The organism is Pseudomonas sp. PVC-3-1 (assembly GCF_057444315.1).
The window spans coordinates 821,368-840,464 of the sequence record NZ_CM172023.1 but is presented as its reverse complement, the minus strand read 5'-3'; the positions used below and the strand labels follow the sequence as shown (position 1 = coordinate 840,464).

Below are 19,097 nucleotides of genomic sequence, written 5' to 3'. Positions count from 1 at the left end.
AAACACCCGGCCATCTTAAATACAATCGGCGTCAACCGCAGCTTGAGGCTGATATTAGGAGAGCAGCTATCGTGACGATTCGAACCTATCAGGGCAAAACGCCATCCCTCGGCGAGCGCGTCTTCGTCGATGCCAGTGCCGTGGTCATCGGCGACGTGGGGATTGGCGCGGATAGCTCGGTCTGGCCGCTCGTCGTGATCCGCGGCGACATGCACCGCATCCGCATCGGTGCGCGTACCAGCGTGCAGGATGGCAGCGTGCTGCACATCACCCACGCCGGCCCGTTCAACCCGGACGGCTTCCCGCTGACCATCGGCGATGAAGTGACCATTGGCCACAAGGTGCTGCTGCACGGCTGCACCATCGGCAGCCGAATCCTGGTGGGCATGGGCTCCATCGTCATGGACGGTGCGGTGATCGAGGATGAGGTGATCCTCGGCGCCGGCAGCCTGGTGCCGCCGGGCAAGGTGCTGGAGAGCGGCTTCCTGTATGTCGGCAGCCCGGTGAAGAAAGCTCGGCCGCTGACTGACAAGGAGCGAGCGTTCTTCAGCTATACGGCCGGGAATTACGTGAAGTTGAAGGATCAGCATATTGCCGAGGGGTTTGCGGGCTGATGCCATGATGGCGGATAACGCCTGCGGCGTTATGCGGCCTACGGTTGTACGTTCCGATTGATTTCATTCGGTTCGGCGGTTCGGCGGTTCGGCGGTTCGGCGGTTCGGCGGTTCGCGAGCAAGCTCGCTCCTACAGAAAGCCTCGCGCGCTCTAGTAGGAGCGAGCTTGCTCGCGAACCTTGGCCGAACCGCCAGACGGCCCGTCGCGCCAAGCCCCGCGCCCTATACTGAGCCAAGGTGACCGGACGCCAGCGCGTGCCCGGCCGGGTTCAGCAGCGGGCGGCCAGCCATCTCGGCGCCGCCGAGCCGGCGAGCGGCCATGAACAGTCTGTGCTCTCCCAGCGCCACCGTTTCGCCCTGGCTGCGCGGCGGTGTCATCGTCCTGCTCTTGCTGGCGCTGAGCGGTTGCGCCCATCACCCTGCCCAGCCCGTCGCACCGATCACCGAGGCCACCTGGCACCAGGTCGACGCCGACATCGGCGCCGCCTCGCTGGCCGCCACGTCCCAGGCCCGCGCCTACGCCGAGGCAGCCATGCAGCAATGGATGGACCTGGTCTACCAGCGCACCGACGAGAAATTCATCCCCTGGTTCTCCAGCTACTGGACCCAGCAATGGCTGGGCATGAAGGTCGCCTGGTACAAGATGGGCTCCCACGGTGACCTTGATCCCACTGTCGACAAGCTGGCCGCTTACCTGCAGGAGCAGTACCGAAAGCAGGTACTGGTCCCGGTGGCCAAGCAGATCGACCCTGACTCGGTGATGGAAAAGGCCACCCGGCACTACATCGAACTGCTGACCGTGGCGGTGAAGGAGATCCCCCAGCGCCGCGGCATCCCGCAGAAGGCGTTCGATGAACACCTGATGGGCGTTCCGGCAATCAGCCTCGGCCCGCCGTCCAGTCGTGACGCCTCGCTTTACGACGTGGTGAATGCCAAGGACATCGGCAAGCTGCCGGCCTTCGCCGCCTTGATGCAGGAAATTCGCACTGCCTCCGGCAAGGCCGGGGCCGGTACCAGGGTCAGCGGGGTTTCACCGGTGGCGCAGCGCACCAGCGCCAAGTTGGTCAACGAACTGAAGAACCGCAGCATCGCCGGCGTGGTAGCGGGCGCGGCGGGCAAGGTCGCCGGTTCGGTCATCTCGGTGGCCTTCACCCTGTTCAGCATGGCAGGCAACGACCACGAGCGGCCCGAGGTGGAAACCCAGTTGCGCAAGGAGATCAATGCCGCCTTCGACGAACAGTGGCTGGCGTTGATGCGTGACCCGGAGGGCGGCGTGATGTCCGGTGTCGATCACCTCGGCGCCCGCGTGCAGGCAAGCCTGAGCGGCCGTCTGGCGCAGCCGGAGGACGAGCCGGAAGAGGGCTCAAGCGTGCAGAGCTACGGCGCCGGCGAGGCCGAGCCGGTGAGCGTCAGCGGTGGTTTTCGCGTGCTCAGGCAGGGGCAGGGCTCGGCGCCCTGAGGTGTCGTTCGGCGCTCCGCGCTTCGCGCAGGCGGCCATGCGCAGTATCCTTCCCGCCCGACTTTCGCGGCCGGACGCTGACCTCATGCATTACCAGAACATCCTCTTCGACCTCGACGGCACCCTCACGGACCCGCGCGAGGGCATCACCCGTTCGATCCAGTACGCCCTCGCCCAACTGGGCATCGATGAGCCGGACCTGCGCCAGCTCGAACACTTCATCGGCCCGCCGCTGCTGCAGTGCTTCATGAGTACCTACGACTTCGACGAGGCACGCGCCTGGGAAGCGGTGAACCACTACCGCGTACGCTTCAAGGACACCGGGCTGTACGAGAACAAGGTGTTCGACGGCGTTGCCGAGCTGCTGCACCTGCTCGGCGGCCAGGGTCGCACGCTGTATATCTGCACCAGCAAGCCGACGGTATTCGCTGCCGAGATCGCCCGGCACTTCGACTTCGCCCGGTACTTCAAGGTGATCTACGGCAGCGAGCTGGATGGCACCCGCACCAACAAGGTCGAGCTGATCGAGCACCTGCTGGGCATCGAGCAGCTGGACCTGACGCAGACGCTGATGATCGGCGACCGCAAGCACGACCTGATCGGCGCGCACCGCAATGGCCTGTCCGCTGCTGGTGTCGGCTATGGCTTTGGCAGCCGCGAGGAACTGATGGCGGAAGGCCCGGCGCATTACTTCGCGAGCATGGACGAGTTGCGCGCGGCGTTTGCCTGATAGCCCGGTGCGGGGACTGTTCGCGAGCAAGCTCGCTCCTACAAAGAGCGAGCGCACCCTGTAGGAGCGAGCTTGCTCGCGAACCTGACCTGAAGTCCCGAGCCATGGCATGCCCACACCCCAGCCGTCTCCCGTGTGGGAGAGGGAGCTGATCGTGCCGGCTGACACTGCAAGCTCATCCTGCACCGAATAGCCCCTCTGCCGCGCGCGGTGGAGGGGCTCTGGCTCGGATTCATCCGCGATCGATTGCCGGCCGCTCCGGGCGAGCCGGTGGCACATCGCGGACGGAGTCCGCTCCTACGAAACCTGGTGCACTGTCCGACGCATCAGGCGCGCAGCCACTGCGTCAGCCGGCCCATCATTTCATCGCACTTGGCCAACTGCTCCAGGCTGACGAACTCGTCCGGCTTGTGGCCCTGGTCCATGCTGCCCGGGCCGCAGACCACGGTTGGGATGCCGGCCTGGTGGAACAGCCCGCCCTCGGTGCCATAGGCGACGGTGGTGAAGTCGCGCGAGCCAGTCAGCTGCGCGATCAGCTCAGCCGCTTGGGCCTGCTGGTCGGTGACCAGCGCCGGATAGGCGGAAATTTCGCTGAAGCGGATATCCGTCTCGGCCTTCACCGCGCGCATCTTCGGCAGCAGCTCGGCCTCGGCGAAGGCGCGCAAGTCATCGGCGACCTGTTGCGGGTCATCGCTGGGCAACGCGCGTACCTCGAAATCGAACTGGCACTCGGCGGGCACGATGTTCAGCGCGCGGCCGCCGCTGATCACGCCAGTCTGCACGGTGGAATAGGGTGGGTCGAAGCGCGGGTCATGGCGCTCGGGAGCGGCCAGGCGGGTGCCGATCTCGCCGAGGCGGCCGATCAGCTTCGCCGCGTATTCGATGGCGTTCACGCCCTGCGGCGCATAGGCCGAGTGGCACGGGGCGCCGTGCACCTGGCAGCGCATGGCGAGCTTGCCCTTGTGGCCGAGCACCGGCTTGAGTTCGGTGGGCTCGCCGATGATGCACAGCATCGGCTTGTGCTCGCGGTGCTCCAGTGCGGCGAGCAGCGAGCGCACACCCAGGCAGCCGACTTCCTCGTCGTAGGAGAAGGCCAGGTGTACCGGCAGGCGCAGCGGTTGGGCAAGGAACGCCGGCACCGCCGCCAGCACGCAGGCGATGTAGCCCTTCATGTCCGCAGTGCCGCGCCCGTAGAGACGACCGTCGCGCTCGGTCAGTTCGAACGGCGGCACCGTCCACGGCTGGCCATCGGTCGGCACCACGTCGGTGTGGCCGGACAGGCACACGCCGCCGCGGTCCTGCGGACCCAGCGTGGCGTAGAGGTTGGCCTTGCCGCCTTCGGCATCGTGGAACAGCTCGCAGACAATGCCGTGGCCTGCGAGGTAGTCGCGGATGTAGTGGATCAGCGCCAGGTTGGAGTTGCGGCTGACGGTGTCGAAGGCGATCAGGTCGGCGAGGATTTCACGGCTGGAAGGCATGGTCGGGGCCTGCAGGAAAGAGCTCTTTTCTGTAGGAGCGAGCTTGCTCGCGAACAGCCTCCGCTGCGGGGCCCAGGTTCGCGAGCAAGCTCGCTCCTACAGGTACATGGTCTTACTCGTCGCCCGGCACGCCGTAGCTCGGCGCCTTGGTCGGGTCGAGGGCGCGCACGAGGTAGTCCTCCAGTTGCGGCTTGTAGGCCACCCAGAGTTTCTCCAGCTCATCGATGGGCGCTTCGTCCGCCCAGTCGACGCGCAGGTCGACGATCGGCCAGACGAGGTCGCCGACCACCTTCAGCGCGGCCGAATGCACCGGGCCGGCTTCGCCACCGGCAGCCATCGCTGCCTGCATCGCGGCGAGCAGGCGCTCGGCCAGGCAGCCGTTGGCGCCTTCGAACGCTTTGGTCATGGCTTCGATCACCGCCGTGGAGGACAGCAGGTTGCCGGCCGCCACGCAGTTTTCCCCGGCCACCGCGTTGTACACGCCCAGCGCTTCGCTGCCGGTGAACAGCGCGACCTTGCCGTGCTGGTCGATCACCGTTACCTGGCGGTACTGGCTGTAGCCGTTGCTGGAGAGCGCCTTGTCCAGCGCCGCGCCCGGCTCCAGGCCGGCTTCGAGCTGGTCGAGGATCTGCGGGCCGAGGGCCGGCAGGGTGATGTTCTGTGTCGAGACGGCGCCGACGCCGGCGCGTACCCAGGGGCAGCGGGCGCCCACGGCGATGCTCGAGGAGCTGATGGCGATACCCAGTTGTCCGGTTTCGGCGCAGCGGCCGACGATGGAGAAGGTCATGGTGGCTCCTTGCTTGTTCTGGTAGCTGAAACGACAAAGGGCGATGCGGATTATCCGCATCGCCTGCACGCTTGAAAGCGTCACGAGCGACGGCCAGGCAAGGCGGGGTTGGGCGAGAAAAGCGGAGTTTGCTGGTGCAAATGAGCTTTTTCTCGACCGGCCCCAACGCAGCATGGCCTAGCGCAGTAGCTTTCAGTCCGGAATGACCGCGATGACGTCGATCTCCATCAACCACTGCGGCTGGCCGAGGGCCGACACCACCAGGCCGGTGGAGATCGGGAACACGCCCTTCAGCCACTTGCCGACTTCCTGGTACACCGGCTCGCGGTAACGCGGGTCGATCAGGTAGGTGGTGGTCTTGACGATGTGCGACAGGTCGCTGCCGGCTTCTTCCAGCAGTTGCTTGACGTTCTTCATCGCCTGCTCGGCCTGGGCGCGCGGGTCGCCCAGCCCGACCAGGTTGCCCTCGAAGTCGGTACCGACCTGACCGCGTACGTAAACGGTGTTGCCGGCGCGCACGGCCTGGCAGAGGTCGTTGTCCAGGGTCTGGTTCGGGTAGGTGTCCTTGGTGTTGAACATGCGAATGCGAGTGTGGGTAGGCATCTCTTACTCCCAGGATGCGGCTTTCGGTACGGAGCCTTCGCGCTGCGAGGCATCCTGATATTCGACATAACGGCGTTGGGTGGCGATGTGGCCGGCCACGTGCTTGGCGTCGTGCCATACACCCCAGATGAAGGTGGAGCCGCGACGGGACAGCCACGGCAGGCCGACGAAGTACACGCCTGGCTCGCGGGATACGCCGCGCTGGTGCTTGGGCTTGCCCTTGTCGTCGAAGGCGTCGACCTGCAGCCAGTTGAAGTCCACGGCGTAGCCGGTGGCCCAGATGATCGCGGTGATGCCGGCGGCGGCGAGGTCCAGCTCCTGGATCGGATTGCGAATGCACTCGGCGTCCGGGTAGACCTTGCGGGCATCCGGCTCTTCCGGCAGGTCCAGGCCGTTGCGCTCGATATAGGCGTCGGCGGCGTCCAGCAGGCCGAGGTAGTTGTCGTCGCCGGCTTTCAGGTTGGCCACCAGGTCGTCCTGGAAGGTCACCTTGCCGTCAGCAAAGGACTTGGTCAGGCCGGTCAGGGTGATGCCCTCGTTGGCCAGGCGGCGGAAATCGATGGTCTCGCCACCACGGGCACCGCTCACGGCGATGGTCACGTGCTCGCGGCCCGGTTGCACTTCCTCGGCGTCCCACAGGCCGAGCACGCCCAGCCACCAGACGAAGTCGCGGTTGCGGTAAGCGCGCGGCGGACGGTCGTGGGCGCCGACGGACAGGTAGGTCTTCTTGCCGGCGCGGTTCAGCTCGTCGGCGATCTGCACGCCGGAAGAGCCGGCACCGATCACCAGCACGGCGCCTTCGGGCAACTGCTGCGGGTTGTAGTACTTGGCCGAGTGGATCTGGTACAGGCCTTCGTCCTTCGGCGCGATGGCCGGGATCACCGGGCGCTGGAACGGGCCGGTGGCGGAGACGATGCGCAGGGCCTGGATCGTGCCTTCGGAGGTTTCCACGGTGAAGCCGGGGCGGCCTTCGTTACGGGTGACCTTCTTTACTTCCACGCCGGTGCGGATCGGCGCGTTGAACTGCTTGGCGTAGGCGACGAAGTAATCCGCCACCTGCTCCTTGTGCGGGAAATCGTCCGGGCCGACCGGGAATTCCATGTTCGGGAAGCGGTCGTGCCAGGCCGGGCCGTTGGCGACCAGCGAGTCCCAGCGACCGGTGCGCCAGGCTTCGGCGATGCGGCTCTTTTCCAGCACGATGTGCGGCACGCCCTGTTGGGTCAGGTGCTCGCTCATGGCGACGCCGGCTTGTCCGGCGCCAACGACCAGCGTGTCGATTTCCAGGTTATCAAGCGACTTCTTGCCGAAGGCGCCTGGATTCAGGTCGGTCATGGCTTGCTTCCTCAGACTCTGATCACGTTTGTTCTTGTTGCGGCTAGCGATGAGGTGTTGGCCGCATTCTGTTCAGAGGCTGTGAATAGCGAAATTATGTTTTTTGTAGTCGCAGGCTAGGGAAAAGCTGCACCCACGCAAACCCCGCGGCCCGCGGGCTGCAGGGGCGGGGCTATAGGATTTTTGGTGGCTGGGGCGACAAATTGGATAGGCAGAATGTGCCTTGTGCGGCTTTTCGTGGGATCGAGCTTGCTCGCGAACAGACTCCGCTGCGGGGCTGGTTCGCGAGCAAGCTCGCTCCTACAGTCGTGGGGGGGCGTAGGAGCGGACTCTGTCCGCGATAGACTCGAGTCGCGCTGGATGCCTTCGCGGGCGGAGTCCGCTCCTACGAAAGCATCGTCTCAGCGGCTCTGCGCCACCGCTTCGAGGAATCGCTCCAGCACCAGGTTCGGCCGGCGGCCCTTGCGGGTCACCACGGTGAGCGGGATGTCGTAGTGGAAGCGCTCCGGCCGCAGCGGGCGCAGGCGGCCCTGGGCGACCCAGTCGGCGGCGTAGTGGTCGGGCAGGTAGCCGATGTAGCTGCCGGTGAGGATCAGGAAGGCCATGCCCTCGCGGTCCGAGGCCGTGGCGCTGCCCGACAGTTCCTGGTGCCTCTCCTGCGCCTCGGCAGGGATGCGGTAGCTCGGCGCCACTGCGTCGCAGGCGTGGATTTCCTGCACGGTGATGCTCGCGTCGTCGCGCTCGAACAGCGGGTGTTCCTGGCTGCAGAACAGCAGCGAGCGCTCCTCATATAGAGAGGAATACTCCAGCCCCGACAGCGGACTGATGAGCGGCACCACGCCGACATGCAACCGTCCGTCGAGAACTCCCAGTTCGATCTCGTTGGGCGTGGTCATGCCGATATTGATCCGCACGCCCGGACCGCTGGCCTTCAGCGCGCGCAGGGCGTGGGTGATGCGCATCTGCGGCAGGGTCACCAGGTTGTTGATGATGCCGATGTTCAGCTCGCCGCGCAGGTGCTGGTGCAGCTCGTTGACCTCGGCGCGGAAGCCCTCCAGCGCCGCCAGCAGCGACTGAGTCGCGCGGTACACCTCGCGGCCCTCGTCGGTCAGCGCGAAGCCCGCCCGGCCGCGCTGGCACAGGCGCATGCCCAGGCGCTTCTCCAGGTCGCCCATGTGCAGGCTGATCGCCGAACGGCTGATGCCCAGCGTGCTCTCGGCGGCCGAGAAGCTGCCGCACTCGACTATGGTTTTGAAGATGCGCAACAGGCGGATCTCGAAGTCGCTGACCTGGCCCAGGGAAGGCGCTCGTTGTTTCGCCATTTTAGTTTTACCAATCCGAAACTGAACGTAAGAAGAATAAGCTTTAACTCACGTTAAGTCAGGCCCAATCTACGAGCATCGCATCAGGCCCGACGCGGCTTGCGCGCCCAACAAGACTGTCTTCGAGGACAAGCTGCATGAACCAGCAAGTGAACGTCACCCCGTCGGTGGCCAGCGAACTGAACCTGAAGGCCCACTGGATGCCCTTCAGCGCCAACCGCAACTTCCATAAAGACCCGCGCATCATCGTCGCCGCCGAAGGCAGCTGGCTGGTGGACGACAAGGGCCGCAAGATCTACGACAGCCTGTCGGGCCTGTGGACCTGCGGCGCCGGTCACTCGCGCAAGGAAATCGCCGACGCGGTCGCCAAGCAGCTGACCACCCTCGACTACTCCCCGGCATTCCAGTACGGCCACCCGCTGTCCTTCAAGCTGGCCGAGAAGATCACCCAGCTGACCCCGGCCGGCCTCGACCACGTGTTCTTCACCGGCTCGGGCTCCGAGTGCGCCGACACCTCCATCAAGATGGCCCGCGCCTACTGGCGTCTGAAAGGCCAGGCGCAGAAGACCAAGCTGATCGGCCGCGCCCGTGGCTACCACGGTGTGAACGTCGCCGGCACCGCCCTGGGCGGCATCGGCGGCAACCGCAAGATGTTCGGCCAGCTGATGGACGTCGACCACCTGCCGCACACCCTGCAGCCGGGCATGGCCTTCACCAAGGGCATGGCCGAGACTGGCGGCGTCGAGCTGGCCAACGAACTGCTGAAGCTGATCGAACTGCATGACGCTTCCAACATCGCCGCCGTCATCGTCGAGCCGATGTCCGGCTCCGCCGGCGTGCTGGTTCCGCCGAAGGGCTACCTGCAACGTCTGCGCGAAATCTGCGACCAGCACAATATCCTGCTGATCTTCGACGAAGTGATCACCGCCTTCGGCCGTATGGGCAAGGCCACCGGCGCCGAGTTCTTCGGCGTGAAGCCGGACATCATGAACGTCGCCAAGCAGGTCACCAACGGCGCCATCCCCATGGGCGCGGTGATCGCCAGCAGCGAAATCTACGACACCTTCATGGGCCAGAACCTGCCGGAATACGCCGTCGAGTTCGGCCATGGCTACACCTACTCCGCACACCCGGTCGCCTGCGCCGCCGGTCTCGCCGCGCTGGACCTGCTGGAAAGAGAGAACCTGATCCAGCAGTCCCTGGAACTGGCTCCTCACTTCGAGAAGGCCCTGCACGGCCTGAAAGGCGCGAAGAACGTCGTCGACATCCGCAACTGCGGCCTGGCCGGCGCCATCCAGATCGGCGCCCGTGACGGCGACGCCATCGTGCGTCCGTTCGAAGCCAGCATGAAGCTGTGGAAAGAAGGCTTCTACGTGCGCTTCGGCGGCGACACCCTGCAGTTCGGCCCGACCTTCAACGCCAAGCCCGAAGACCTGGACCGCCTGTTCAGCGCCGTCGGCGACGCCCTCAACGGGGTGGCGTAAGTGAGCGAACGTCCCAAGGCCGTCCCGACGGTACAGATCGACAACGACAAGGTCCTGGTCACCGAGTGGCGCTTCGCCCCCGGTGCCGAGACCGGCTGGCACCGCCACGGCATGGAGTACGTCGTGGTTCCGGTGACCAACGGCGAGCTGCTGCTGGAAACCCCCGAGGGTGAGCGCCGCGCACCGCTGGTCCTGGGGGTGAGCTACACCCGCCAGATCGGTACCGAGCACAACGTGATCAACCCGTGCGATCACGAAGTGGCGTTCATCGAGATCGAGCTCAAGGACGGTCAGCCGCACGACCACTGAGCGCGCGGGCACGCGAGAAGGCATGCCGCGCCGAGTCACCTTAGAGTGACTGCCGGCGTGCCTTGCAGCCCACGCTTCATACCGAACAATCCCCTCTCCCTTCAGGGAGAGGGCTAGGGAGAGGGGCTCCTCGCGAGCCCCGCCCCAATACTTTCAGCGAGAAGAGACTTCCCATGACCACCGTCAAGCACCTGATCGGCGGCGAGATGATCGCCGACACCGGCCGCACCGCCGACGTCTTCAACCCGTCCACCGGCGAAGCCATCCGCAAGGTCCCGCTGGCCAGCCTCGAAACCGTGCAGCAGGCCATCGACGCCGCCAAGGCCGCCTTCCCGGCCTGGCGCAACACCCCGCCGGCCAAGCGCGCCCAGGTGCTGTTCCGCTTCAAGCAACTGCTCGAAGCCAACGAAGCACGCATCAGCCAGCTGATCAGCGAAGAACACGGCAAGACCCTGGAAGACGCCGCCGGTGAACTCAAGCGCGGCATCGAGAACGTCGAGTACGCCAGCGCCGCCCCGGAAATCCTCAAGGGCGAATACAGCCGCAACGTCGGCCCGAACATCGACGCCTGGAGCGACTTCCAGCCGATCGGCGTGGTCGCCGGCATCACTCCGTTCAACTTCCCGGCCATGGTGCCCCTGTGGATGTACCCGCTGGCCATCGCCTGCGGCAACACCTTCATCCTCAAGCCGTCCGAGCGTGACCCGAGCTCCACCCTGCTGATCGCCGAACTCTTCGAAGAAGCCGGCCTGCCCAAGGGCGTGCTGAACGTGGTGCACGGCGACAAGACCGCCGTGGACGCGCTGATCGAGGCCCCGGAAGTCAAAGCCCTGAGCTTCGTTGGTTCGACCCCGATCGCCGAGTACATCTATTCCGAAGGCACCAAGCGCGGCAAGCGCGTGCAGGCCCTGGGCGGCGCCAAGAACCACGCCGTGCTGATGCCCGACTGCGACCTGGACAACGCCGTCAGCGCCCTGATGGGTGCGGCCTACGGCTCCTGCGGCGAGCGCTGCATGGCCATCTCCGTCGCCGTGTGCGTGGGCGACCAGATCGGTGATGCCCTGGTCGAGAAGATCGTTCCGCAGATCAAGGCCCTGAAGATCGGCGCCGGCACCTCCTGCGGCCTGGACATGGGCCCGCTGGTCACCGGCGCTGCCCAGCAGAAAGTCACCGGCTACATCGATGCCGGCGTCGAGCAGGGCGCCCAGTTGCTGGTCGACGGCCGCAACTACAAGGTCGCCGGTCACGAGAACGGCTTCTTCGTCGGTGGCACCCTGTTCGACAAGGTGACCCCGGACATGACCATCTACCAGGAAGAAATCTTCGGCCCGGTGCTGTGCATCGTGCGCGTGAACAGCCTGGAAGAAGCCATGCAGCTGATCAACGACCACGAATACGGCAACGGCACCTGCATCTTCACCCGTGACGGTGAGGCTGCCCGCCTGTTCTGCGATGAGATCGAAGTCGGCATGGTCGGCGTCAACGTACCGCTGCCGGTCCCGGTCGCCTACCACAGCTTCGGTGGCTGGAAGCGTTCGCTGTTCGGCGACCTGCACGCCTACGGCCCGGATGGCGTGCGCTTCTACACCAAGCGCAAGGCCATCACCCAGCGCTGGCCGCAGCGCAAGTCGCACGAAGCGGCGCAGTTCGCCTTCCCCAGCAATGGCTGATGGTGAGTAAGCGGTAAGAAAAAGGCCGGTCAGTTGACCGGCCTTTTTCATTTCAAGGAGGTTGGGCCAACACCTCACCTTTCCGGCGCCGCGTCGGCATGCGCGTGGGCTTCCTGTTTCGCCCCTTCGGGCGACCTCCTTTGGCAAACGACGGATGGCCGCCCCACCCAAAGGAGGCAAAGGTCTTGCCCCTTCATCCGGTTTTTCGCTTAGGGGCGTAGGGCGAATAACCCGGGACGGGTTATCCGCCGCCGATGTTTTCTGCCGGTGGGGCCTGCCAGCGCCGCCCCCTCACTTCAGCCCTCTCCCGAAGGAGAGGGAGCCGTCCGTGCCGGCTGGCGCTGAGGTTTTATCCTGCTCCAGATGGTCCCCTCTCCCGCGAGCGGGAGAGGGTTAGGGAGAGGGGCTCTGGCGGACTCTGTCCGCTATTGGCCCGGCGAGATTTGCGTTGGGCGGGTTCGCGAGCAAGCTCGCTCCTACAAGGAACCGTGAGCGGGAATCAGCCGAGGTGCTTCTTCAGGTAGATGCGCTGATGACCCGGCGGGCAGTCTTCGAGGACGCCCATGCGCTCGAAGCCCTGTTTCTCGTAGAAGCCGGGGGCCTGGAAGCTGTAGGTGTAGAGGAACAGGCCGACGCAGCCGCGGCGGCGGGCTTCGTCTTCGGCCAGGGCGATGAGCTGGCTGCCCAGGCCGCTGCCGCGCTGGTCGTCCTGCAGCCAGAGGTAATCGATGTAGAGCCAGCCCATGCCGGATTGGCCAAACATGCCGCCGACCACTTCGCCGTCTTCGCTACGGGCGTAGAGCTCGAAGTCGTCGTAGGTGTTGCTGCGGCCCATCTGCCCGAGGTTGTAGGCGAGCAGGCCCTTGACCACGACGTCGCGGGCTTGTGGGTCGATGCCGAGGGTGAAGTTGAAGGTGGTTTGCATGGTGCCCTCCGGATTGGCGAAGGCGACCAGTCTAGGGAGATGCCGCTGCCATGGGTAGGCGTCTTTGGTAGCGGCGGGCGTGCAGGGATTTTCAGCGCGGCGCGCTTAGAGCAATTCTTTGCGAGTGGTGTTGATCAGCTGAAGCTGAGTGTCGCGGAAGAACAGGTAGCGATAGGCGCCATTGCTCGGGCCGTACATCCAGGTTTCCAATTGCGGCCGCCCGGGGATGAACTTCCCGTCCGGCCCACGACGCGGTTTTGTGGGCGGCGTGACGACACGCTTGTCCGGTTGCCCGCATTTGGCGAGTACCTCGTCCATCGGGTCGCCTTCGTTGATCAGGCTGGTGCCGCAGCGCAGAGTGCCGGCGTGCACGCCTGTCGCAGCAAGGAGGGCCAGCAGGGGGATCAGCAGGAAACGCATGGGACTGCTCCGCAGAGATACTCACGCCCGACTTTAACCGTCAGGCGTGGAGTGTTCGTTGAGCAGGGGCAGTGTCGTGATGCTCTCAGCGCGCGGCGCTCACATTGCGTACGTAAAGGTCCTTGCCGCCGGTACCACTGGTGCCGCGTGCCTGCAGCTCGAAGCGCTTGGGGTGGCCCTTGATCAGGTCGCTGAGCTTCTTGAAGCCGTAAAGGCGCGGATCGAAGGCAGGCTGCAGCTTGCTGATGTTCTGCCCGAGGGCGCCCAGTTGGACCCAGTCGTCATCGTCGCCATCGATGTCGTCGAGCACTTTGGCGATGAAGTCCAGTGGGACCTTCTGCGACTTGGGTTTGGCGGCGGGCTTGGGCGTGTCATTGGCGCTCGGGGCGGAGTTCTTGTCGGTGACGGGCACCGGTTCGACGGTCGCTTCAGGCGCTGCGCGGAGGATTTCGGTGTAGATGAACTTGTCGCAGGCGGAAACGAACGGCTTGGGCGTCTTCTCCTCGCCGAAGCCGTAGACGGTCAGCCCTTCCTCGCGCAGGCGCGCGGCCAGGCGGGTGAAGTCGCTGTCGCTGGAGACCAGGCAGAAGCCGTCGAAGCGACGGGTGTAGAGCAGGTCCATGGCGTCGATGATCAGCGCGCTGTCGGTGGCGTTCTTGCCGCTGGTGTAGGCGAACTGCTGCATGGGCTGGATGGAGTGGTCCAGCAATACCTGCTTCCACTTGCCCAGGTTGGGCTTGGTCCAGTCACCGTAGATGCGTTTGACGCTGGCGACGCCGTACTTGGCGATCTCCTCGAACAGGCCTTCGACAATGGCGGCGGGCGCGTTATCGGCGTCGATCAGGACGGCGAGATGGGTCTGCTGGCGCGGAGTGGAGGTTTTGGTGGCCATGCTGCGTCCTTTCCAGGTGTTCCAGGGACCTTAATCGGATTGGCCGGGAGATGCCACCTGCGTGGGCGCGCCGGTGCGGAGTCAGGCCGTGGCGAACTCGCACTTGTCGCGCCCGCTGCGCTTGGCGTCGAGCAGGGCGGCGTCGGCGCGGCTGAGGGTCTGCGAGTAGCTCTCGCCCGGATGATGCTCGGCGACGCCGAAGCTGGCGGTGACGGAAAGCGCGTTGGTGCCCACGCGCACGGCCAGGCAGCGGATGTCGTTGCGTACGCGCTCGATGATCGCGGCGGCATCGTTCAGGCGGGTGTCGGGGAGGATCAGCAGGAATTCCTCACCGCCCCAGCGGCCGCAAAGGTCGTACTGGCGCAGGGCCGACTCCATCGCGCGGCCGATTTCCACCAGCACGCGGTCGCCGACCTCGTGGCCCCAGGTGTCGTTGACCTGCTTGAAGCGGTCGACGTCGAGCATGGCCAGCACGTAGGACTCGCCATGGCGCTGGGCGCGTTCGCTTTCCTCGCGCAGGCGCTCCATCAGCAGGCGGCGGTTGGCGATGCCGGTGAGGGTGTCGTGGGTCGAGGCTTCCTTCAGCGCGACGTTGAGGTCGCGCATCATGTCCTGGTAGCGGTCGGAGATGCGCGCAACCTTTTCCAGCTGGCGCAACTGCTTGTGGTAACGCTCGGACAGGGTGCTGTTCTGCTGCCGGGCCATGGACTGGAAGCCGTCGGAAATCCGCGCGATGCGCTCCAGGCGCGCGAGCTGGTCGAGGGATTGCTGGTGCTTCTGGTACAGGGCCTCGCGCAGAGGGTGCCCTTCGTACTGTGGGTCGGCCAGCAGGTCTTCGATCAGCAGGTCCAGCTCGCGCTCGCTAGTCATGGCTCTTACTCGTCGTAGGCTTGGATGACGAACGGGAAGGTACAGTCCTCGCGGAATTCCTCGGCCAGTTCGGCGACGCGCTCGTTGCGTCGGTCGTAGTGCCAGGCGACGCTGGCGCTGCGGCCTTCGCGGTGGGCTTCTTCGAGCAGGTCGAAGATGTCCATCATGGCCTTGATCGAGCTGGTGTTGAGGTACAGCAGGCGCAGGTCGAGTTCCAACGGGCGCTGTTCCTGGGTGAGGAAGCGTTCGACCCATTCGATGACCTGGCCGAACAGCTCAAAGGAATTTTCCGGGTAGGAGTCGCCCTGCATCGCGAGGATGCCGGCCTGCCAGTCGCCGTGGATCTGTGGGGTGGATTGGGTACCGTTGACGTGGAGATCGCTCATGTCGGGTCTTCCTGAATTCGCAAATCAGATCACGGCGCGCAGGCTGAAGAAGGCGCGGCCGTCGGGTTGTTCGGTGAGGGAGGTCTTGAGCGGCGCGCTGGACTTGCGGGCGATGTCCAGCAGGCCAAGGCCCGCTCCAGTGGAAGCTTCTGCGTCGCGCGGGCGGCGCAGCTGCTCCTTATAGGCCGCCTTGAGCTGGGCCTTGTCCAACCCGGCGATGGCTTCGATGCTGCGCACCAGGCCCTGGCCGTCGGCCAGCTCTACCAGGTTTCCGGCGGAGACCACGTAGTGGCCTTCGTCATCGCGGGCGATCGCCACGGTGGCCGAGGCCTCCTGGTCGTTGTAGCCGCGCTGGGTGGCGTAGTGGCGGATGTTCTGGGTCATCTCGATGTAGACGGCGAACACGTCCATCGCTTCGCTGGGATGCGCCTGCTCGGCTTGCAGGTAGTTGCGCAGCGCGTGGCCGATTTCCTCGATCAGGCTGCGCGAAATGGGCCCGTTGAAGCAGAGCAATATGCGTTGCCGGGTGAAGCTCTCGCGCATGGCCAACAGATCTAGCGATTCCATGGATTAACCCCTAGTCGAAGCGGAAAGAGAGAATGGTGATGTCGTCGCGCTGCGGCTGCTCGCCCTGGTACTGGGCGAGGGTAGCGGCAAACACGTCGGCCTGCTCGGCCAGCGGACGGCGCGCGTGGTTGCGCAGCAGGTCGGCGAAGCGGCTGTTGCCGAAGCCGAAGCCGTGCTCGCCGCCGGCCTGATCGAGGAAGCCGTCGGTGCACAGGTAATAGGTCCAGCCGGCTTCCATCGGGATTTCAACGTCCTGATAGTCGCCCTGGCGCTTGTCGCCGATGGCGCGGCGCGCGCCCTTGTATTCGCGCACGTCGTTGCCGTCGCTGGCGAACAGGGAAATCTTCGCGCCGGAGAAGTGCAGCAGCTTGCGCTGGTGGTCGACGCGCACCAGGCCCGCGTCCATGTTGGTGGCCAGCGAGTGGGTGAATTCCTCCTGGCCGAGCATGCCGCGCATCACGTGGTCGGTCTCGCGCAGGATGGCGGCCGGGTCGTGGCTCCTCACGCTGTCGATGGCGTGGTCGATGGCGGCCAGGGCGAGCATGGTCATCAGCGCGCCAGGCACGCCGTGGCCGGCGCAGTCGACCACGCCAATCAGGCTGTCGACGGGGCCTTCGCGGTAGATGTAGAAGTCGCCGCCGACCACGTCGCGCGGTTTCCACAGGACGAAGTGGTGCTCGCCCAGGGATGCCTGCAGCTGGCGGTCGGGAAGGATCGCGCGCTGGATCAGGCTGGCGTAGTCGATGGAGTCGCCGATCTTCTTCTGCGCGGCGGCCATTTCGCGGTTGGCCGCTTCGAGGGCCTGGGTGCGCTGCTGGACCTTGTCTTCGAGCTCTTCGGTGTGCCGGCGGACCTGGTCGGCCATGCTGGCGAAGGCGCTGGAGAGTTCGCCGATCTCGTCCGGGCGGGTGCGCGGCAGCGGGCTGTCGTACTGCCCGGCGGCAATCGCCTTGGCCGACTGCTTGAGGCCGCGCAGTGGGCGCAGTACCAGCAGGTCGACGGTGTAGGCGAAGCCGATCAGCAGGATCGCCAGCAGCCCGGCGAGGGTCCCCGCCAGCGGCCAGATCCAGCGGCTGTCGAGGACCTGGGCGGCATGCAGGTCGATGGCGCTGAGCACGTGCCAGCGCAATTGCGGGATATAGGCGGTGGCCAGGAGCTGTTCCTTGCCGTCGATGGTGACCCACATCGTCTCGACTTCGCCAGGGTTGGCTTCGGCCTGGCGCAGGGTCTGGCGTAGCGCGGTGCGCTCCTGGTCATTGCCCAGCAGGTCGTAGACGTGGTGCTTGGCCTGACCGCTGGAGCCTGAGTTGTAGGCGATCAGCCGGGTGTCCGGATGCGCCTGGATGGCGCCCTCGGGGTCGACGATCATCGGCGTCACCCCGGCCTCGCGCCGCGAGATGAACTGGTCGAGGAACTCGGTAAGGTCGAGGCCGCCGCCGGCCAGGCCGACTTTTTCGTTGCCGGCGCGCACCACCATGTTGAACCAGACCTTGGTGACCTTGAGCTTCTCGTTGTAGTCGACGTTGATGTTGTACGGCTCGTCGCGCGCGAGGGTGTCGAAGTACCAGGAGTCCTTGGGGTCGTCCCGGCTCAGGGTATAGCGCGGGGAGTTGGAGAGCGGCGAGCTGGAGTCGTTGAAGTAGTAGTGGCGCGAGGCGTCCACCACGACGAAGTAGGAGTAGTTGTGCTGGTCCGCGCGGAAGCCTTCGGCTTCACGGAAGAACAGCGAACGGCGCGCCGGGTCATTCTCGGCCAGCAGCCAGTCCTGCGTCACCACGGACTCGGCGAGGCGCCGCGACAGCGCGAGCTCGCGGATCACCGGTGCGATGATCTTCTGCTGGTTGAGCAGCGTGAAGTTTCTCGCGAAGGCGAGGCCGAAATGCGTGCGGATGTCCTCCATGGCCTTCCAGCCCAGCATCACTGCCGGTACCAGCGCCAGGAGACAGGCGATGAGCAGTGCCACCACCGATTTGCCGCGCAACCCCCATCTTGCCGCCATGGCTATCTTTATTCCCCGTGTCGCCCGCCGTGTGCCGGTCTTTTGGCGAAAGCTCAATTGTGCATTTTGTATACGGGCACAATCAAACCAAATTGATATCGAATCGCCATATTATTGGCGCCGGTCAATTGGCCTGAGTCTAGACTCTGTGTGAAAAGTCGCGCAGCGGTGCGGGATGATTCCCTCATAACTAGACACGGTTCCCACTTCCGCTCTGGCGTGCCTGCTGTAGGAGCGAGCCAGCTATGCGCTCCAGCGGGAGGATTTCCTTGGCCGCGCCCAACTCGACCGCTTCGCGCGGCATGCCGTAGACCACACAGGTGGCTTCGTCCTGGGCGACGGTATGGCCGCCGGCCTGGCGGATTGCCTGCAAGCCGCGGGCCCCATCCTTGCCCATGCCGGTGAGCAGTGCGGCAATGAGATTGCGCCCGGCACAGCGGGCAAGGGAGTTGAACATCACGTCCACCGCCGGGCGGTGGCCGTTCACCGCTGCCTCGCGGTGCAGGCGCACGACATAGTTGGCGCCGCTGCGCTGCACTTCCATGTGGTAATCGCCGGGGGCGAGCAGAACGTGGCCGGGGAGGATGCGGTCGCCGTCGCGGGCTTCGCGCACGGACAGGCGCGTCTGACGGTCGAGCCGGTCGGCGTAGGACTTGGTGAAACCCGGCGGCATGTGCAGGGTGACGACGGTACCGGGGGAATCCGGCGGCAGGCCCAACAGGACCTCCTTGATCGCCTCGGTGCCGCCGGTGGAGGCGCCGATGGCAAAGATCTTTTCGGTGCTCAGCAGCGGCGCGCTGCTCGTTGCCGGTGCGCCGGCCGAGGTGGCAGGGCGGGCGCGGGGCAATCGGGCACGCGCGGCGGTCTTGAGCTTGGCGCAGATTTCCTCGGCGTAGGCCTGCATGCCTTCGGCAATCCCCAGGCGCGGCTTGGCGATGAAGTCGATGGCGCCCAGTTCCAGGGCGCGCAGGGTGGCTTCGGAGCCTTTCTCGGTCAGCGAGGAGATCATCAGCACCGGTGTCGGCCGGCCCTTCATCAGCTTGTCGAGGAAGGTCAGGCCATCCATGCGCGGCATCTCGACGTCGAGGGTGATGACGTCCGGCGCGTGCTGCTTGATCAGGTCGCGGGCGACGAAAGCGTCGGGCGCGGCGCCCACCAGTTGCAGCTCCGGGTCGTTCTGGATGATGTCCTTGAGCAGGCTGCGAATCAGCGCCGAGTCGTCGACGATCAGGACCTTGACGGCCATCGGG

At 65.5% G+C, this 19,097-nt stretch carries 19 protein-coding genes; 6 read left to right on the top strand and 13 right to left on the bottom strand.

Translation table 11 applies throughout. The features are described from left to right. Positions 1 to 71: 71 nt before the first annotated feature. From AC2T4A_RS04055 to AC2T4A_RS04045, 3 genes are all read left to right on the top strand, one after another. A complete protein-coding gene (locus AC2T4A_RS04055) occupies positions 72 to 614 on the top strand; it encodes a gamma carbonic anhydrase family protein (protein ID WP_486742771.1) in 543 nt (180 codons plus the stop codon). 319 nt (positions 615 to 933) lie between these two features. After that, entirely contained in the window at positions 934 to 2,073 is a 1,140-nt protein-coding gene (locus AC2T4A_RS04050; RefSeq protein WP_486742770.1) for a hypothetical protein, read from the top strand. Between the two features lie 85 nt (positions 2,074 to 2,158). Further along, positions 2,159 to 2,803, top strand: coding sequence for an HAD family hydrolase (locus AC2T4A_RS04045; RefSeq protein ID WP_486743645.1), 645 nt, complete (start codon positions 2,159 to 2,161; stop codon positions 2,801 to 2,803). Positions 2,804 to 3,129: 326 nt separating this feature from the next. On the opposite strand, the gene argE is transcribed toward AC2T4A_RS04045, so the two are convergent. From argE to AC2T4A_RS04020, 5 genes are all read right to left on the bottom strand, one after another. Further along, on the bottom strand, positions 3,130 to 4,281 hold the full coding sequence (gene argE / locus AC2T4A_RS04040; protein ID WP_486742769.1) for an acetylornithine deacetylase: 1,152 nt from the start codon (positions 4,279 to 4,281) through the stop codon (positions 3,130 to 3,132). A 112-nt stretch (positions 4,282 to 4,393) separates the two neighbouring features. Then, the gene (locus AC2T4A_RS04035; protein ID WP_416743951.1) at positions 4,394 to 5,068 is read right to left on the bottom strand and encodes a DUF1028 domain-containing protein; all 675 of its coding nucleotides are present in this window, start codon (positions 5,066 to 5,068) and stop codon (positions 4,394 to 4,396) included. Between the two features lie 192 nt (positions 5,069 to 5,260). After that, a complete protein-coding gene (locus tag AC2T4A_RS04030; protein WP_015474916.1) occupies positions 5,261 to 5,671 on the bottom strand; it encodes a RidA family protein in 411 nt (136 codons plus the stop codon). Between the two features lie 3 nt (positions 5,672 to 5,674). Then, positions 5,675 to 7,003 carry a flavin-containing monooxygenase gene (locus AC2T4A_RS04025; RefSeq protein ID WP_478376870.1) on the bottom strand — a complete coding sequence of 443 codons (1,329 nt, stop codon included), beginning with the start codon at positions 7,001 to 7,003 and terminating at the stop codon, positions 5,675 to 5,677. 401 nt (positions 7,004 to 7,404) lie between these two features. Further along, positions 7,405 to 8,325: a LysR family transcriptional regulator gene (locus AC2T4A_RS04020; RefSeq protein WP_416743947.1), complete on the bottom strand. Its 921-nt coding sequence runs from the start codon at positions 8,323 to 8,325 to the stop codon at positions 7,405 to 7,407. A gap of 137 nt (positions 8,326 to 8,462) precedes the next feature. Between AC2T4A_RS04020 and aptA the strand changes: the two genes are divergently transcribed. The 3 genes from aptA (at position 8,463) to AC2T4A_RS04005 (ending at position 11,788) form a co-directional block, all read left to right on the top strand. Next, positions 8,463 to 9,809, top strand: coding sequence for an omega-aminotransferase AptA (aptA, locus tag AC2T4A_RS04015; RefSeq protein ID WP_478376869.1), 1,347 nt, complete (start codon positions 8,463 to 8,465; stop codon positions 9,807 to 9,809). Further along, on the top strand, positions 9,810 to 10,118 hold the full coding sequence (locus AC2T4A_RS04010) for a cupin domain-containing protein (protein ID WP_416743945.1): 309 nt from the start codon (positions 9,810 to 9,812) through the stop codon (positions 10,116 to 10,118). It abuts the gene before it with no gap. Between the two features lie 173 nt (positions 10,119 to 10,291). Continuing rightward, a complete protein-coding gene (locus AC2T4A_RS04005; RefSeq protein WP_486742768.1) occupies positions 10,292 to 11,788 on the top strand; it encodes a CoA-acylating methylmalonate-semialdehyde dehydrogenase in 1,497 nt (498 codons plus the stop codon). A 499-nt stretch (positions 11,789 to 12,287) separates the two neighbouring features. Here AC2T4A_RS04005 and AC2T4A_RS04000 read toward each other — a convergent pair whose 3' ends face one another. The 8 genes from AC2T4A_RS04000 to AC2T4A_RS03965 form a co-directional block, all read right to left on the bottom strand. Then, on the bottom strand, positions 12,288 to 12,713 hold the full coding sequence (locus tag AC2T4A_RS04000) for a GNAT family N-acetyltransferase (RefSeq protein ID WP_416743942.1): 426 nt from the start codon (positions 12,711 to 12,713) through the stop codon (positions 12,288 to 12,290). A 105-nt stretch (positions 12,714 to 12,818) separates the two neighbouring features. After that, positions 12,819 to 13,133: a DUF2845 domain-containing protein gene (locus AC2T4A_RS03995; RefSeq protein ID WP_486742767.1), complete on the bottom strand. Its 315-nt coding sequence runs from the start codon at positions 13,131 to 13,133 to the stop codon at positions 12,819 to 12,821. An 85-nt stretch (positions 13,134 to 13,218) separates the two neighbouring features. After that, complete coding sequence (locus AC2T4A_RS03990; protein WP_416743938.1) at positions 13,219 to 14,025, bottom strand: NYN domain-containing protein; 807 nt, start codon at positions 14,023 to 14,025, stop codon at positions 13,219 to 13,221. A gap of 81 nt (positions 14,026 to 14,106) precedes the next feature. After that, positions 14,107 to 14,895, bottom strand: coding sequence for a biofilm regulation diguanylate cyclase SiaD (gene siaD, locus AC2T4A_RS03985; RefSeq protein ID WP_416743936.1), 789 nt, complete (start codon positions 14,893 to 14,895; stop codon positions 14,107 to 14,109). A 5-nt stretch (positions 14,896 to 14,900) separates the two neighbouring features. Continuing rightward, on the bottom strand, positions 14,901 to 15,281 hold the full coding sequence (gene siaC / locus AC2T4A_RS03980; protein ID WP_416743934.1) for a biofilm regulation phosphoprotein SiaC: 381 nt from the start codon (positions 15,279 to 15,281) through the stop codon (positions 14,901 to 14,903). Between the two features lie 24 nt (positions 15,282 to 15,305). After that, entirely contained in the window at positions 15,306 to 15,848 is a 543-nt protein-coding gene (gene siaB / locus AC2T4A_RS03975; RefSeq protein ID WP_416743932.1) for a biofilm regulation protein kinase SiaB, read from the bottom strand. Positions 15,849 to 15,858: 10 nt separating this feature from the next. Continuing rightward, positions 15,859 to 17,847 carry a biofilm regulation protein phosphatase SiaA gene (siaA, locus tag AC2T4A_RS03970; RefSeq protein WP_416743930.1) on the bottom strand — a complete coding sequence of 663 codons (1,989 nt, stop codon included), beginning with the start codon at positions 17,845 to 17,847 and terminating at the stop codon, positions 15,859 to 15,861. A gap of 190 nt (positions 17,848 to 18,037) precedes the next feature. Then, a complete protein-coding gene (locus AC2T4A_RS03965; protein ID WP_416743928.1) occupies positions 18,038 to 19,093 on the bottom strand; it encodes a protein-glutamate methylesterase/protein-glutamine glutaminase in 1,056 nt (351 codons plus the stop codon). Between the last annotated feature and the right edge of the window lie 4 nt (positions 19,094 to 19,097).

Coding starts and splice junctions, on each gene's coding strand:
- AC2T4A_RS04000 (WP_416743942.1), bottom strand. CDS start 12,713: ATGCAAACCACCTTCAACTTCACCCTCGGCATCGACCCACAAGCCCGC.
- siaA (WP_416743930.1), bottom strand. CDS start 17,847: ATGGCGGCAAGATGGGGGTTGCGCGGCAAATCGGTGGTGGCACTGCTC.
- AC2T4A_RS04035 (WP_416743951.1), bottom strand. CDS start 5,068: ATGACCTTCTCCATCGTCGGCCGCTGCGCCGAAACCGGACAACTGGGT.
- siaD (WP_416743936.1), bottom strand. CDS start 14,895: ATGACTAGCGAGCGCGAGCTGGACCTGCTGATCGAAGACCTGCTGGCC.
- AC2T4A_RS04005 (WP_486742768.1), top strand. CDS start 10,292: ATGACCACCGTCAAGCACCTGATCGGCGGCGAGATGATCGCCGACACC.
- AC2T4A_RS03965 (WP_416743928.1), bottom strand. CDS start 19,093: ATGGCCGTCAAGGTCCTGATCGTCGACGACTCGGCGCTGATTCGCAGC.
- AC2T4A_RS04020 (WP_416743947.1), bottom strand. CDS start 8,325: ATGGCGAAACAACGAGCGCCTTCCCTGGGCCAGGTCAGCGACTTCGAG.
- AC2T4A_RS03990 (WP_416743938.1), bottom strand. CDS start 14,025: ATGGCCACCAAAACCTCCACTCCGCGCCAGCAGACCCATCTCGCCGTC.
- aptA (WP_478376869.1), top strand. CDS start 8,463: ATGAACCAGCAAGTGAACGTCACCCCGTCGGTGGCCAGCGAACTGAAC.
- AC2T4A_RS03995 (WP_486742767.1), bottom strand. CDS start 13,133: ATGCGTTTCCTGCTGATCCCCCTGCTGGCCCTCCTTGCTGCGACAGGC.
- AC2T4A_RS04025 (WP_478376870.1), bottom strand. CDS start 7,003: ATGACCGACCTGAATCCAGGCGCCTTCGGCAAGAAGTCGCTTGATAAC.
- AC2T4A_RS04050 (WP_486742770.1), top strand. CDS start 934: ATGAACAGTCTGTGCTCTCCCAGCGCCACCGTTTCGCCCTGGCTGCGC.
- siaC (WP_416743934.1), bottom strand. CDS start 15,281: ATGAGCGATCTCCACGTCAACGGTACCCAATCCACCCCACAGATCCAC.
- argE (WP_486742769.1), bottom strand. CDS start 4,281: ATGCCTTCCAGCCGTGAAATCCTCGCCGACCTGATCGCCTTCGACACC.
- AC2T4A_RS04045 (WP_486743645.1), top strand. CDS start 2,159: ATGCATTACCAGAACATCCTCTTCGACCTCGACGGCACCCTCACGGAC.
- siaB (WP_416743932.1), bottom strand. CDS start 15,848: ATGGAATCGCTAGATCTGTTGGCCATGCGCGAGAGCTTCACCCGGCAA.
- AC2T4A_RS04030 (WP_015474916.1), bottom strand. CDS start 5,671: ATGCCTACCCACACTCGCATTCGCATGTTCAACACCAAGGACACCTAC.